Source organism: Salinivibrio sharmensis, assembly GCF_001995985.1.
Taxonomy (GTDB): domain Bacteria; phylum Pseudomonadota; class Gammaproteobacteria; order Enterobacterales; family Vibrionaceae; genus Salinivibrio; species Salinivibrio sharmensis.
Genome location: NZ_MUFC01000026.1, coordinates 1 through 11,424, shown reverse-complemented (window position 1 = coordinate 11,424; position 11,424 = coordinate 1). Strand labels below are relative to the sequence as shown.

At 48.8% G+C, this 11,424-nt stretch carries 23 protein-coding genes; all 23 read left to right on the top strand.

The window, feature by feature from the left end; genetic code table 11:
• Nucleotides 1-11 precede the first annotated feature (11 nt).
• Nucleotides 12-290: a 30S ribosomal protein S19 gene (gene rpsS / locus BZG74_RS14965; RefSeq protein ID WP_021024467.1), complete on the top strand. Its 279-nt coding sequence runs from the start codon at nt 12-14 to the stop codon at nt 288-290.
• Nucleotides 291-300: 10 nt separating this feature from the next.
• A complete protein-coding gene (gene rplV, locus BZG74_RS14960) occupies nt 301-633 on the top strand; it encodes a 50S ribosomal protein L22 (RefSeq protein ID WP_046074794.1) in 333 nt (110 codons plus the stop codon).
• A gap of 19 nt (nt 634-652) precedes the next feature.
• A complete protein-coding gene (rpsC, locus tag BZG74_RS14955) occupies nt 653-1,342 on the top strand; it encodes a 30S ribosomal protein S3 (protein ID WP_046074795.1) in 690 nt (229 codons plus the stop codon).
• An 11-nt stretch (nt 1,343-1,353) separates the two neighbouring features.
• Nucleotides 1,354-1,764 (top strand): 50S ribosomal protein L16, encoded by a 411-nt coding sequence (gene rplP / locus BZG74_RS14950; RefSeq protein ID WP_021024470.1) that lies wholly within the window; start codon nt 1,354-1,356, stop codon nt 1,762-1,764.
• Entirely contained in the window at nt 1,764-1,955 is a 192-nt protein-coding gene (gene rpmC / locus BZG74_RS14945) for a 50S ribosomal protein L29 (protein WP_046074796.1), read from the top strand. The genes rplP and rpmC overlap by 1 nt, the downstream gene beginning before the upstream one ends.
• A complete protein-coding gene (rpsQ, locus tag BZG74_RS14940; protein ID WP_046074797.1) occupies nt 1,955-2,209 on the top strand; it encodes a 30S ribosomal protein S17 in 255 nt (84 codons plus the stop codon). The genes rpmC and rpsQ overlap by 1 nt, the downstream gene beginning before the upstream one ends.
• 160 nt (nt 2,210-2,369) lie before the next feature.
• The gene (gene rplN / locus BZG74_RS14935; protein ID WP_046074798.1) at nt 2,370-2,741 is read left to right on the top strand and encodes a 50S ribosomal protein L14; all 372 of its coding nucleotides are present in this window, start codon (nt 2,370-2,372) and stop codon (nt 2,739-2,741) included.
• Between the two features lie 11 nt (nt 2,742-2,752).
• Nucleotides 2,753-3,067: a 50S ribosomal protein L24 gene (gene rplX, locus BZG74_RS14930; protein WP_021024474.1), complete on the top strand. Its 315-nt coding sequence runs from the start codon at nt 2,753-2,755 to the stop codon at nt 3,065-3,067.
• Nucleotides 3,068-3,082: 15 nt separating this feature from the next.
• Nucleotides 3,083-3,622, top strand: coding sequence for a 50S ribosomal protein L5 (gene rplE, locus BZG74_RS14925; protein ID WP_021024475.1), 540 nt, complete (start codon nt 3,083-3,085; stop codon nt 3,620-3,622).
• Nucleotides 3,623-3,639: 17 nt separating this feature from the next.
• Nucleotides 3,640-3,945 (top strand): 30S ribosomal protein S14, encoded by a 306-nt coding sequence (gene rpsN, locus BZG74_RS14920; protein WP_046074799.1) that lies wholly within the window; start codon nt 3,640-3,642, stop codon nt 3,943-3,945.
• Between the two features lie 23 nt (nt 3,946-3,968).
• A complete protein-coding gene (rpsH, locus tag BZG74_RS14915; protein WP_046074800.1) occupies nt 3,969-4,361 on the top strand; it encodes a 30S ribosomal protein S8 in 393 nt (130 codons plus the stop codon).
• 13 nt (nt 4,362-4,374) lie between these two features.
• Nucleotides 4,375-4,908, top strand: coding sequence for a 50S ribosomal protein L6 (rplF, locus tag BZG74_RS14910; protein ID WP_069362267.1), 534 nt, complete (start codon nt 4,375-4,377; stop codon nt 4,906-4,908).
• Between the two features lie 9 nt (nt 4,909-4,917).
• The gene (rplR, locus tag BZG74_RS14905; protein WP_077773291.1) at nt 4,918-5,271 is read left to right on the top strand and encodes a 50S ribosomal protein L18; all 354 of its coding nucleotides are present in this window, start codon (nt 4,918-4,920) and stop codon (nt 5,269-5,271) included.
• 12 nt (nt 5,272-5,283) lie between these two features.
• Nucleotides 5,284-5,781, top strand: coding sequence for a 30S ribosomal protein S5 (rpsE, locus tag BZG74_RS14900; RefSeq protein ID WP_077578277.1), 498 nt, complete (start codon nt 5,284-5,286; stop codon nt 5,779-5,781).
• A 6-nt stretch (nt 5,782-5,787) separates the two neighbouring features.
• Complete coding sequence (gene rpmD / locus BZG74_RS14895; protein WP_046074804.1) at nt 5,788-5,967, top strand: 50S ribosomal protein L30; 180 nt, start codon at nt 5,788-5,790, stop codon at nt 5,965-5,967.
• Between the two features lie 4 nt (nt 5,968-5,971).
• Complete coding sequence (gene rplO / locus BZG74_RS14890; protein WP_077641631.1) at nt 5,972-6,406, top strand: 50S ribosomal protein L15; 435 nt, start codon at nt 5,972-5,974, stop codon at nt 6,404-6,406.
• Nucleotides 6,407-6,429: 23 nt separating this feature from the next.
• A complete protein-coding gene (gene secY / locus BZG74_RS14885; RefSeq protein WP_046074806.1) occupies nt 6,430-7,755 on the top strand; it encodes a preprotein translocase subunit SecY in 1,326 nt (441 codons plus the stop codon).
• 27 nt (nt 7,756-7,782) lie between these two features.
• Nucleotides 7,783-7,896, top strand: a complete 114-nt coding sequence (gene rpmJ / locus BZG74_RS14880; RefSeq protein ID WP_021024484.1) for a 50S ribosomal protein L36 — start codon at nt 7,783-7,785, stop codon at nt 7,894-7,896.
• A gap of 146 nt (nt 7,897-8,042) precedes the next feature.
• Nucleotides 8,043-8,399 (top strand): 30S ribosomal protein S13, encoded by a 357-nt coding sequence (gene rpsM / locus BZG74_RS14875; RefSeq protein ID WP_046074807.1) that lies wholly within the window; start codon nt 8,043-8,045, stop codon nt 8,397-8,399.
• Between the two features lie 18 nt (nt 8,400-8,417).
• Complete coding sequence (gene rpsK, locus BZG74_RS14870) at nt 8,418-8,807, top strand: 30S ribosomal protein S11 (protein WP_021024486.1); 390 nt, start codon at nt 8,418-8,420, stop codon at nt 8,805-8,807.
• 40 nt (nt 8,808-8,847) lie between these two features.
• Nucleotides 8,848-9,468, top strand: a complete 621-nt coding sequence (gene rpsD / locus BZG74_RS14865) for a 30S ribosomal protein S4 (RefSeq protein ID WP_046074808.1) — start codon at nt 8,848-8,850, stop codon at nt 9,466-9,468.
• Nucleotides 9,469-9,491: 23 nt separating this feature from the next.
• Nucleotides 9,492-10,481, top strand: a complete 990-nt coding sequence (locus BZG74_RS14860) for a DNA-directed RNA polymerase subunit alpha (RefSeq protein ID WP_077578279.1) — start codon at nt 9,492-9,494, stop codon at nt 10,479-10,481.
• Between the two features lie 35 nt (nt 10,482-10,516).
• Entirely contained in the window at nt 10,517-10,903 is a 387-nt protein-coding gene (gene rplQ / locus BZG74_RS14855) for a 50S ribosomal protein L17 (RefSeq protein WP_046074810.1), read from the top strand.
• Nucleotides 10,904-11,424 lie beyond the last annotated feature (521 nt).

The following is an 11,424-nucleotide window of genomic DNA, read 5'->3' as shown; positions in this document are numbered from 1 at the left end:
GAGGATAAGCCATGCCACGTTCTCTCAAGAAAGGTCCTTTTATTGACCTGCACTTGCTGAAGAAGGTAGAGAAAGCGGTGGAAAGCGGTGACAAGAAGCCTTTAAAGACTTGGTCCCGTCGTTCAATGATCATCCCACAGATGATCGGATTGACCATCGCTGTCCATAATGGTCGTCAGCACGTACCCGTTTTCGTTTCTGAAGAAATGATCGGTCACAAGCTGGGCGAGTTTGCACCAACACGTACTTATCGCGGCCATGCTGCTGATAAGAAAGCTAAGAAGCGTTAAGGGGTAAGAAATGGAAGCTATTGCTAAACATCGCTTTGCTCGTATCTCGCCTCAAAAAGCACGTTTGGTTGCGGATCAAGTGCGCGGTAAAGACGTAGCACAAGCACTGGAACTACTGACTTTCAGCAACAAAAAAGCTGCTGACCTGGTTAAGAAAGTGTTGGAATCTGCTATTGCAAACGCCGAGCATAACGAAGGTGCGGATATCGACGATCTAAGCGTCGCCAAAGTCTTCGTTGATGAAGGCCCAATCATGAAGCGTATTATGCCTCGTGCAAAAGGCCGTGCCGATCGCATCTTGAAGCGTTCTAGCCACATCACTGTTGTTGTAGCAGACCGCTAAGAGACGAGGAGATAAAGCAATGGGTCAAAAAGTACATCCTAATGGTATTCGTCTTGGCATTGTTAAGCCTTGGAATTCCACTTGGTTTGCTAATAACCAAGATTTCGCTGACAACCTAGACGGCGACTTTAAGGTACGTCAGTTCTTGAACAATGAACTGAAAAAAGCGTCAGTCTCTCGCATCGTTATCGAGCGTCCTGCTAAGAGTGTTCGTGTGACTATTCACACTGCACGTCCTGGTGTGGTTATCGGTAAAAAAGGTGAAGATGTTGAGAAGCTGCGCGCTCACGTTGCAAAACTAGCCGGTGTACCAGCGCAAATCAACATCGCTGAAGTACGTAAGCCTGAGCTAGATGCGCAACTTGTTGGCGACAGCATCGCATCACAGCTAGAGCGCCGTGTTATGTTCCGTCGTGCGATGAAGCGCGCGGTACAAAACGCTATGCGCCTAGGTGCCAAAGGTATCAAAGTAGAAGTAAGCGGCCGTCTTGGCGGCGCTGAAATCGCTCGTACCGAGTGGTACCGTGAAGGCCGTGTGCCACTGCACACCCTTCGTGCTGACATTGATTACGCAACTTCTTCTGCTCACACCCAGTACGGTGTTATCGGCATTAAAACCTGGATCTTCAAAGGTGAGATCCTAGGTGGAATGGCTGAAGTTGAGCAAAAGGCTGACAAGCCGAAGAAGCAGCGTAAAGGCCGTAAGTAAGGAGTCTATCGATGCTTCAACCAAAACGTACTAAGTTCCGCAAGACTTTTAAAGGTCGTAACCGCGGTCTGGCGCACGGTACTGACGTAAGCTTCGGTACCTATGGCCTGAAAGCTGTTGGTCGCGGTCGTATCACTGCGCGTCAAATTGAGGCGGCTCGTCGTGCGATGACTCGTCACATTAAACGTCAAGGCCAAATCTGGATTCGTGTCTTCCCTGACAAACCAATTACTGGTAAGCCGTTGGAAGTTCGTATGGGTAAGGGTAAAGGTTCAGTAGATTACTGGGTTGCCCAAATCCAACCAGGCAAGGTCCTGTACGAAATGGATGGTGTTCCTGAATCACTGGCTCGCGAAGCGTTTGAATTAGCTTCACGTAAGCTACCGATCAAAACCACTTTCGTAACTAAGGCGGTGATGTGATGAAAGCACAAGAACTACGTGAAAAGACTGCTGAGCAGCTGAACGAAGAGCTAATGGGTCTGCTACGTGAGCAGTTTAACCTGCGCATGCAAGCGGCTACTGGCCAACTTCAGCAAACTCACACTCTTAAAGCTGTTCGTCGCGATATCGCACGTGTAAAAACCGTACTGACTGAGAAGGCTAACGCATAATGAGCGAGAACATCCGCACTCAGCAAGGTCGCGTTATCAGCGACAAAGGCGATAAAACTATCGTCGTTGCTATCGAGCGTTTTGTGAAACACCCAATCTACGGTAAGTACATTAAGCGCACGAGTAAGCTACATGTACACGATGAATCAAACCAGTGTAACCAAGGTGACACTGTCGAGGTTCGTGAGTGTCGTCCAATCTCTAAGCAAAAGTCTTGGACATTGGTTCGCGTTGTTGAAAAATCACGCATCTAAGCGATTTTTCATACAATAATAAGTCAAACGGCTCTCATTTGGGGGGCCGTTTATTTTTTATCTACCCATCTGGTCAAAATAGTGTTATTATTCGCCGCCCTTGTAAAAAGGCAGCCCGACCCGAGATGGGTCTAGATGTAATAACAGCGGAGCACTAACAATGATCCAAATGCAAAGTATGCTGGACGCAGCCGACAACTCCGGCGCTCGCAGTGTAATGTGTATTAAGGTTCTGGGTGGCTCTCACCGTCGTTACGCCCACGTTGGCGACATCATCAAAGTTACCGTTAAGGATTCAATCCCACGCGGTAAAGTGAAAAAAGGTGATGTGCTTAAGGCGGTGGTAGTTCGCACCCGTAAAGGCGTACGTCGTCCAGACGGCTCTGTCATTCGCTTCGACCGCAATGCTTGCGTGTTGTTGAACAACACGAACGAGCAACTAGTCGGCACACGTATCTTTGGCCCTGTGACACGCGAACTTCGTACTGAGAAGTTCATGAAAATTGTGTCTCTGGCGCCTGAAGTTCTGTAAGGAGCGATCTCATGGCAGCTAAAATCCGTCGTAACGACGAAGTTATCGTTCTTGCCGGTAAAGACAAAGGCAAGAAAGGTAAAGTATCTAAGGTTCTACCGACCGGTAAAGTTATCGTTGAAGGTATTAACCTCGTGAAGAAACACCAGAAGCCGGTTCCGGCTCTGGGCACTCAAGGTGGCATCGTTGAACAAGAAGCCGCTATTGACGTTTCAAACGTGGCTATCTTTAACGCAGCTGCTGGTAAAGGTGACCGTGTAGGCTTCCGATTTGAAGACGGCAAAAAAGTGCGTTTCTTCAAGTCGAATGGCGAAACTATTAAGTAATTCTGGAGTAGTACAATGGCGAAACTGCATGATTACTACAAAGAGACAGTTGTAGCTGAGCTATCTAAGCAATTTGGTTACAAAAGCATCATGCAAGTCCCAGGGATCGAAAAGATCACCCTTAACATGGGTGTGGGCGAAGCTCTGAACGACAAAAAACTGCTTGAAAACGCAGCAGCTGATATGACCGCAATTTCTGGTCAAAAGCCGCTGATCACTAAAGCACGTAAATCAGTCGCAGGCTTCAAGATCCGTGAGGGCTACCCAATTGGTTGTAAAGTAACCCTACGTGGCGAGCGTATGTGGGACTTCTTTGAGCGTTTGATCGCTATCGCAGTTCCTCGTATCCGTGACTTCCGTGGTCTGAACCCGAAAGCGTTCGACGGTCGCGGTAACTACAGCATGGGCGTTCGCGAGCAAATCATCTTCCCTGAGATTGACTACGACAAAGTCGATCGTATCCGTGGTCTTGATATTACTATCACTACCACCGCAGGTACAGATGAGGAAGGTCGAGCTCTGCTGGCTGCCTTTAACTTCCCATTCCGTAAGTAAGGTGAAGGGTTACTGTTATGGCTAAAAAATCGATGAAAGCACGTGATGTAAAACGTGCGAAGCTCGCAGCCCGTTATGCTGAAAAGCGTGACAACCTGCGTGCGACCATTAAGAATGTTAACACGTCAGACGAAGAGCGTTGGGACGCAGTCCTGAAGCTTCAGTCGCTACCACGTGATTCTGCGAAGTCTCGTCAGCGTAACCGCTGTAACCAGACTGGTCGTCCACATGGCTACCTACGCAAATTCGGCCTAAGCCGAATCAAGGTTCGTGAAGCTTGCATGAAAGGCGAGATTCCGGGTCTGCGTAAGGCAAGCTGGTAATTGAATCACGGGAGTAAAGACTTATGAGCATGCAAGATCCGATCTCGGATATGCTGACCCGCCTACGCAACGGTCAGGCAGCAAAGAAAGTTGCTGTTAAAATGCCTTCGTCAAAGCTAAAAGTGGCAATTGCTGAGCTACTAAAAGCAGAAGGTTACGTGGCTGACGTCGCAGTAAACAGCGACGCAAAGCCTGAACTGGAAGTGACGTTGAAATACTTCGAATCTAAACCAGTTATCGAGCAAATCCAACGTGTTAGCCGTCCAGGCCTGCGCATCTACAAAAAGAAAGATGAGTTGCCTTCAGTGATGGGTGGCCTTGGTATTGCTGTTGTATCAACTTCGAAAGGTTTGATGACCGATCGCGCAGCTCGCAAAGCGGGTCTGGGCGGTGAAATCATCTGCTACGTAGCTTAATAAGGAGTAGGAAATGTCTCGTGTTGCAAAAGCACCTGTCGTAGTTCCTGCCGGCGTAGAGGTGAAACTTAACGGTCAGGAAATCACTGTAAAAGGAAGCAAAGGCGAACTTAGCCGCACGCTTCACGATATGGTGTCAGTAAACCAAGAAGAGAACACCATTACCTTCGCACCAAGTGTGGAGCACGCTAAAGCATGGGCTCATGCTGGCACTGCGCGCGCACTGGTCAACAGCATGGTTGTTGGTGTTACAGAAGGCTTTACCAAGAAACTGATCCTGAAAGGTGTTGGTTATCGTGCAAACGTTGCAGGTAACAAACTTAACCTGACACTTGGTTTCTCTCACCCGGTTGAGCACGCTCTTCCAGAGGGTGTTAAGGCAGAATGCCCAAGCCAAACTGAAATTGTTATCAGCGGTGCTGATAAACAAGCAGTTGGCCAGGTGGCTGCCGATATCCGCGCATACCGCAAGCCTGAGCCTTACAAAGGCAAAGGCGTTCGTTACTCTGACGAAGCTGTGCGTACCAAAGAAGCTAAGAAGAAGTAAGGTAACACTATGGATAAGAAAGCATCTCGTATCCGTCGTGCGACCAAAGCACGACGCAAGATCGCGGAAATGGGTGCAACTCGCCTGGTGGTACACCGTACTCCACGTCATGTGTACGCACAGGTTATCGCTGGTAACGGCGCGGAAGTTATCGCAGCCGCTTCTACCGTAGAAAAAGCGATCCGTGAGCAAGTGAAGAGCACCGGTAACAAAGACGCCGCTGCAGCCGTGGGTAAGATCATTGCTGAGCGAGCGAAGGAAAAAGGCATCGAAGCCGTTGCTTTTGACCGTTCCGGTTTCCAATACCACGGCCGTGTGGCTGCACTGGCAGATGCTGCCCGTGAAGCTGGTCTGAAAATCTAAGGTAGGTGGAAGATGGCTAACGATAAACAACAAAGTGATTTGCATGAGAAGCTGATCGCTGTAAACCGTGTATCTAAAACGGTTAAAGGTGGTCGCATCTTTACCTTCACTGCCCTGACTGTGGTAGGTGACGGTAACGGTCGCGTAGGTTTCGGTTACGGTAAAGCCCGTGAAGTACCGGCCGCGATCCAAAAATCAATGGAAAAGGCGCGTCGTAACATGATTACTATCGCGCTGAACGAAGGTACACTGCACCACGCTGTTAAAGGCCGCCACACTGGTTCAAAAGTGTATATGCAGCCAGCATCAGAAGGTACAGGTATCATCGCCGGTGGTGCGATGCGTGCCGTGCTTGAAGTAGCAGGCGTTCAAGACGTTCTGGCGAAAGCATACGGTTCGACCAACCCAATCAACATCGTTCGTGCAACGATCGATGGTCTGGGTGGTACGAAGTCTCCAGAGATGGTTGCTGCGAAACGTGGCATGCCTGTCAACGAAATTCTGGGGTAATACGACATGGCTAAGACAATTAAAGTAACTCAGACTCGTAGCGCTATCGGCCGCTTGCCGAAGCACAAAGCGACCCTGCGTGGCTTGGGCCTACGTCGCATCAACCACACTGTTGAACTTGAAGATACTCCGTGCGTGCGCGGTATGATCAACAAAGTCAACTACATGGTTAAAGTGGAGGAGTAATCACATGCGTTTGAATACTCTATCTCCGGCTGCAGGCTCAAAGCCTTCTGCGAAGCGTGTAGGCCGTGGTATTGGTTCAGGCCTGGGTAAAACCGGTGGCCGTGGTCACAAAGGTCAGAAATCACGTTCAGGTGGTTCAGTACGCCCAGGTTTCGAAGGCGGTCAAATGCCTTTGAAACAGCGTCTGCCAAAATTCGGTTTTACTTCGCGTAAAGGCCTAACTTCTGCTGAAGTTCGTCTCGGCGAGCTGGCAAAAGTTGAAGGTGATGTCGTAAGCCTTGAAACACTAAAAGCAGCGAACGTTGTTGCACAAGACACTCGTACGGCGAAAATCGTACTGTCTGGTGAAATTGCTCGCGCTGTGACTGTGAAAGGTGTTCGTGTCACTAAAGGCGCTAAAGCGGCAATCGAAGCTGCAGGCGGTAAAATCGAGGAATAATTTAGCTCGAGGACGAGGTACAGATGGCAAAACAACCAGGACAAAACTTCAGTAGTGCAAAAGGCGGAGTCGCGGAACTGAAAAGCCGTTTACTTTTTGTAGCTATGGCATTATTGGTATTCCGTGCCGGCTCTTTTGTGCCAATTCCTGGTATTGACGCTGCTGTACTTGCCGATCTGTTCGAACAGCAACAAGGGACCATCATTGACTTGGTTAACATGTTCTCTGGTGGTGCCCTTGAGCGTGCTTCGATACTGGCACTGGGCATTATGCCGTATATCTCGGCATCGATTATTGTTCAGTTATTGTCAGTGGTTCACCCCGCGTTAGCGGAGTTGAAAAAAGAGGGCGAATCTGGCCGTCGTAAGATAAGTCAGTATACCCGCTACGGCACGCTGGTGTTGGCAACCTTCCAAGCAATTGGAATCGCGACCGGGTTACCGAGTATGATGCCAGGTCTGGTGATTAATCCAGGTCCTGCATTTTACTTTACTGCGGTAGTGAGTTTGGTCACAGGTACCATGTTCTTAATGTGGTTAGGTGAGCAAATTACTGAACGCGGCATTGGTAACGGCATTTCGTTGATTATCTTCACCGGGATTGTCGCGGGTCTGCCACCCGCAATTGGACAGACAATAGAGCAAGCGCGTCAAGGCGACATGTCTCCGCTTCTCTTGCTAGGTATCGCAGTGATCGTATTGGCGGTCGTCTACTTTGTGGTCTTCATGGAGCGTGGTCAACGTCGTATCGTTGTTAACTACGCCAAGCGGCAGCAAGGTCGTCGTGTTTTTGCAGCGCAAAGCACGCACCTGCCTCTTAAGATCAACATGGCAGGCGTTATTCCAGCGATTTTTGCATCAAGTATTATTTTGTTCCCTGGCACGCTTGCTAACTGGTTTGGTAAGGGTGATCAGACAAGTTGGTTAACCGATGTGTCATTGGCACTGAGTCCGGGACAACCAGCGTATGTAATACTTTATGCGGCAGCGATTATCTTCTTCTGCTTTTTCTATACGGCGTTGGTTTTCAACCCGCGAGAAACAGCAGATAATTTGAAGAAGTCAGGAGCGTTCGTACCTGGTATTCGCCCGGGTGAGCAGACTGCTAAATACATTGATAAAGTAATGACACGGTTAACCCTTGCTGGTGCCATGTATATTACCTTTATCTGTCTGATCCCCGAGTTCATGATGATTGCGTGGGATGTCCACTTCTACTTTGGTGGTACATCACTACTTATCGTAGTAGTCGTAATCATGGACTTTATGGCTCAAGTTCAGACTCATTTGATGTCTCAACAATATGAGTCCGTGTTGAAAAAAGCCAACCTAAAAGGCTACGGCCGCTAATAGGTTGTCTATTTACGGAGTTTAGCAATGAAAGTTCGTGCTTCCGTTAAGAAAATCTGCCGTAACTGTAAAGTGATCAAGCGTAACGGTACCGTTCGTGTGATCTGCAGTGAGCCAAAGCACAAGCAACGCCAAGGCTAATAGCAGAATATTTTTCTTGCAAAATGAGGTCAGGCTGGCTACATTAGCCAGCCCACCTTTTGTATGTGCAAAAGAAGTGGTTATGCCGCTGCGTATCCTCGACGGGCTCTGCAGCGGTTCTACTTGAAAAGTACTAGGAGTGAATAGTGGCCCGTATAGCAGGCATTAACATTCCTGATCAAAAGCATGCTGTTATCGCATTGACTGCGATTTACGGCGTCGGCAAAACCACCTCTCAAGCTATTTTAGCTGATGCAGGTATTGCTGAAAGCACTAAGATCAGTGAACTATCAGAAGAACAGATCGACCAATTGCGTGACGGTGTCGCTAAGTACACCGTAGAAGGCGATCTACGTCGTGAAATTTCCATGAACATCAAGCGTCTTATGGACCTTGGTTGTAACCGCGGTATTCGTCATCGTCGCAGCTTGCCACTACGTGGTCAGCGTACGAAGACCAATGCTCGTACCCGTAAGGGTCCGCGCAAGCCGATCAAGAAATAATCGGGGTAGATAAGTACTATGGCTAAACAAGCAACTCGTGCACGCAAACGCGTACGCAAGCAAGTCGCTGATGGCGTCGCGCACATTCATGCGTCTTTCAATAACACAATCGTGACGATTTCTGACCGTCAAGGCAACGCTCTGGCATGGGCGACCGCCGGTGGTTCAGGTTTCCGTGGCTCTCGTAAGTCAACTCCATACGCTGCGCAGGTTGCTGCAGAGCGTTGTGGTGAAATGGCGAAAGAGTACGGCCTGAAAAACCTCGAAGTGATGGTTAAAGGTCCAGGTCCAGGTCGCGAGTCTACTATTCGTGCCTTGAACGCAGCGGGCTTCCGCATCACTAACATTGTTGATGCGACGCCAATCCCGCATAACGGTTGTCGTCCACCTAAGAAACGCCGCGTTTAATACGCACTAGCGCTGTTTCTTAGAATATTGGAGAAAGATCATGGCAAGATATTTGGGTCCTAAGCTGAAGCTTAGCCGTCGCGAAGGCACTGACTTATTCCTTAAGTCAGGCGTACGCGCGATTGATACCAAGTGTAAAATCGATAACGTCCCAGGCGTTCACGGTCAGCGTCGCGGCCGTCTGTCTGACTATGGCGTTCAGCTTCGTGAGAAGCAAAAAGTACGTCGTATGTACGGCGTAATGGAAAAGCAGTTCCGTAACTACTACAAAGACGCTGCCCGCATCAAGGGTAATACAGGTGAGAACCTGCTTCAGCTTCTTGAAGGTCGCCTAGACAACGTAGTTTACCGCATGGGCTTTGGCGCAACACGCGCTGAATCACGTCAGCTGGTAAGCCACAAAGCGATCCTAGTTAACGGCAAAGTAGTTAACGTACCTTCTTTCAAGGTTTCGGCAAACGACGTGATTAGCATTCGCGAGAAAGCTAAGAACCAGGCGCGCATCAAAGCAGCTCTCGAAGTTGCCGCTCAGCGCGAACTGCCAACTTGGATCGAAGTAGACAGCAAGAAGATGGAAGGCACATTCAAGCGCCTACCAGAGCGTTCTGATTTGTCTGCTGACATCAACGAACACCTGATCGTCGAGCTTTACTCCAAGTAAAGCTGAACTAAAGAGAGGACATAATGCAGGGTTCTGTAACAGAATTTCTTAAGCCGCGTTTAGTTGATATTGAACAAGTTAGCTCGACGCATGCAAAAGTAACTCTTGAACCTCTAGAGCGTGGCTTTGGCCATACTCTGGGGAATGCGCTACGTCGTATCCTACTTTCATCTATGCCAGGCTGTGCGGTGACGGAAGTTGAAATTGACGGCGTATTGCACGAGTACAGCACCAAAGAAGGGGTTCAGGAAGATATCCTGGAAATCCTACTTAACCTTAAAGGCCTAGCCGTTAAGGTTGAGGGTAAAGATGAAGTTATCCTTACTCTGACCAAGTCTGGTGCAGGCCCTGTTGTTGCAGGCGACATCACCCATGATGGTGGTGTTGAGATTGCGAACCCAGAACACGTTATCTGCCACCTGACTGATGCAAACGCTGAAATTAGCATGCGTATCAAGGTAGAGCGTGGTCGTGGCTATGTACCAGCGTCTGCGCGTATCGATAGCGAAGACGATGAGCGTCCAATCGGTCGCCTACTTGTTGACGCAACGTTCAGCCCAGTAGACCGTATTGCTTACAAAGTGGAAGCAGCGCGTGTCGAACAGCGTACTGACCTCGACAAGCTGGTCATCGATATGGAAACTAACGGTACACTGGATCCTGAGGAAGCGATTCGCCGAGCTGCAACCATCCTAGCAGAACAGCTAGATGCGTTTGTTGACCTGCGCGATGTACGTGTCCCTGAGGAAAAAGAAGAGAAGCCAGAGTTCGATCCGATCCTACTGCGTCCTGTAGACGATCTTGAACTAACTGTTCGCTCTGCTAACTGTTTGAAAGCAGAAGCGATTCACTATATCGGTGATCTGGTACAGCGTACCGAGGTTGAGCTTCTAAAAACGCCAAACCTTGGTAAGAAGTCTTTGACTGAAATTAAAGACGTGCTGGCATCACGTGGTCTCTCTCTGGGTATGCGCCTAGAGAACTGGCCGCCAGCATCAATTGCTGAAGATTAATCAGAGACTGATTATTTAGTTAGAAGGATTAGGTCATGCGCCATCGTAAGAGTGGTCGTCAACTCAATCGCAACAGCAGCCATCGTAAAGCGATGTTCAGCAACATGGCTAGCTCGCTGGTAACTCACGAAGTTATCAAAACAACTTTGCCCAAGGCAAAAGAGCTGCGTCGCGTCATTGAACCGTTGATTACCTTAGCTAAAAACGACAGTGTTGCTAACCGTCGTGTAGCATTCGCTCGTACTCGTAACGACGAAGTCGTAGCGAAACTGTTTAATGAACTTGGCCCACGTTTTGCTTCACGTGCAGGCGGTTACACTCGCATTCTTAAGTGCGGTGTTCGCTCAGGTGATAAAGCCCCAATGGCTTACATCGAGCTCGTTGATCGCCCAGAGCAAGACGCTGAGCAAGCTGCAGAGTAAGTTTTTTCACTTATAAGCAGCACCCAGAAAAGCCAGGCAATTTGCCTGGCTTTTTCTTTATCCGGCCCTTCACCATCGCGTTTTAAAAACGGCCCATGCTTGTCGCGTATAGCCTCACTCTCCGTTTAACTAAGGTGGAGAGGTGCTGCGGATAAAAGCGAGTCGCGAAATAGTAACTTTTGGTGCTTAGAGAGTAGAAACAGGCATTATTGGCTAAAAAAGAGCAGATCGTCTAAAAATGGAGCGTTTAGAAGAAAAGATAAAATTAATGATTGACGCTTGTCACAAACGCTTTAGAATGCCGCCCTACTTAACGCAGACAGCGCGTTAGGGGAGTCAAAAAGAGGTTTTGTTTCACCCGGTTGGGTTGAAAATAAAAGATAAAATTTCTTCTTGACTTTAACGGCAAGGCGCGTAAGATACGCAGCCCTGACCGAGCGAAGCGCAGCTTCGCACAGTCAACGCTCTTTAACAATTTGACCTATGCAATCTGTGTGGGCACTCGTTGAGAATAGACAAAA

Coding starts and splice junctions, on each gene's coding strand:
- rplV (WP_046074794.1), top strand. CDS start 301: ATGGAAGCTATTGCTAAACATCGCTTTGCTCGTATCTCGCCTCAAAAA.
- rpsS (WP_021024467.1), top strand. CDS start 12: ATGCCACGTTCTCTCAAGAAAGGTCCTTTTATTGACCTGCACTTGCTG.
- rplR (WP_077773291.1), top strand. CDS start 4,918: ATGGATAAGAAAGCATCTCGTATCCGTCGTGCGACCAAAGCACGACGC.
- rplN (WP_046074798.1), top strand. CDS start 2,370: ATGATCCAAATGCAAAGTATGCTGGACGCAGCCGACAACTCCGGCGCT.
- rplO (WP_077641631.1), top strand. CDS start 5,972: ATGCGTTTGAATACTCTATCTCCGGCTGCAGGCTCAAAGCCTTCTGCG.
- secY (WP_046074806.1), top strand. CDS start 6,430: ATGGCAAAACAACCAGGACAAAACTTCAGTAGTGCAAAAGGCGGAGTC.
- rpmC (WP_046074796.1), top strand. CDS start 1,764: ATGAAAGCACAAGAACTACGTGAAAAGACTGCTGAGCAGCTGAACGAA.
- rplE (WP_021024475.1), top strand. CDS start 3,083: ATGGCGAAACTGCATGATTACTACAAAGAGACAGTTGTAGCTGAGCTA.
- rplP (WP_021024470.1), top strand. CDS start 1,354: ATGCTTCAACCAAAACGTACTAAGTTCCGCAAGACTTTTAAAGGTCGT.
- rpsK (WP_021024486.1), top strand. CDS start 8,418: ATGGCTAAACAAGCAACTCGTGCACGCAAACGCGTACGCAAGCAAGTC.
- rpmD (WP_046074804.1), top strand. CDS start 5,788: ATGGCTAAGACAATTAAAGTAACTCAGACTCGTAGCGCTATCGGCCGC.
- rpsN (WP_046074799.1), top strand. CDS start 3,640: ATGGCTAAAAAATCGATGAAAGCACGTGATGTAAAACGTGCGAAGCTC.
- rplF (WP_069362267.1), top strand. CDS start 4,375: ATGTCTCGTGTTGCAAAAGCACCTGTCGTAGTTCCTGCCGGCGTAGAG.
- rplX (WP_021024474.1), top strand. CDS start 2,753: ATGGCAGCTAAAATCCGTCGTAACGACGAAGTTATCGTTCTTGCCGGT.
- rpmJ (WP_021024484.1), top strand. CDS start 7,783: ATGAAAGTTCGTGCTTCCGTTAAGAAAATCTGCCGTAACTGTAAAGTG.
- rpsD (WP_046074808.1), top strand. CDS start 8,848: ATGGCAAGATATTTGGGTCCTAAGCTGAAGCTTAGCCGTCGCGAAGGC.
- rpsC (WP_046074795.1), top strand. CDS start 653: ATGGGTCAAAAAGTACATCCTAATGGTATTCGTCTTGGCATTGTTAAG.
- BZG74_RS14860 (WP_077578279.1), top strand. CDS start 9,492: ATGCAGGGTTCTGTAACAGAATTTCTTAAGCCGCGTTTAGTTGATATT.
- rpsH (WP_046074800.1), top strand. CDS start 3,969: ATGAGCATGCAAGATCCGATCTCGGATATGCTGACCCGCCTACGCAAC.
- rpsE (WP_077578277.1), top strand. CDS start 5,284: ATGGCTAACGATAAACAACAAAGTGATTTGCATGAGAAGCTGATCGCT.
- rplQ (WP_046074810.1), top strand. CDS start 10,517: ATGCGCCATCGTAAGAGTGGTCGTCAACTCAATCGCAACAGCAGCCAT.
- rpsQ (WP_046074797.1), top strand. CDS start 1,955: ATGAGCGAGAACATCCGCACTCAGCAAGGTCGCGTTATCAGCGACAAA.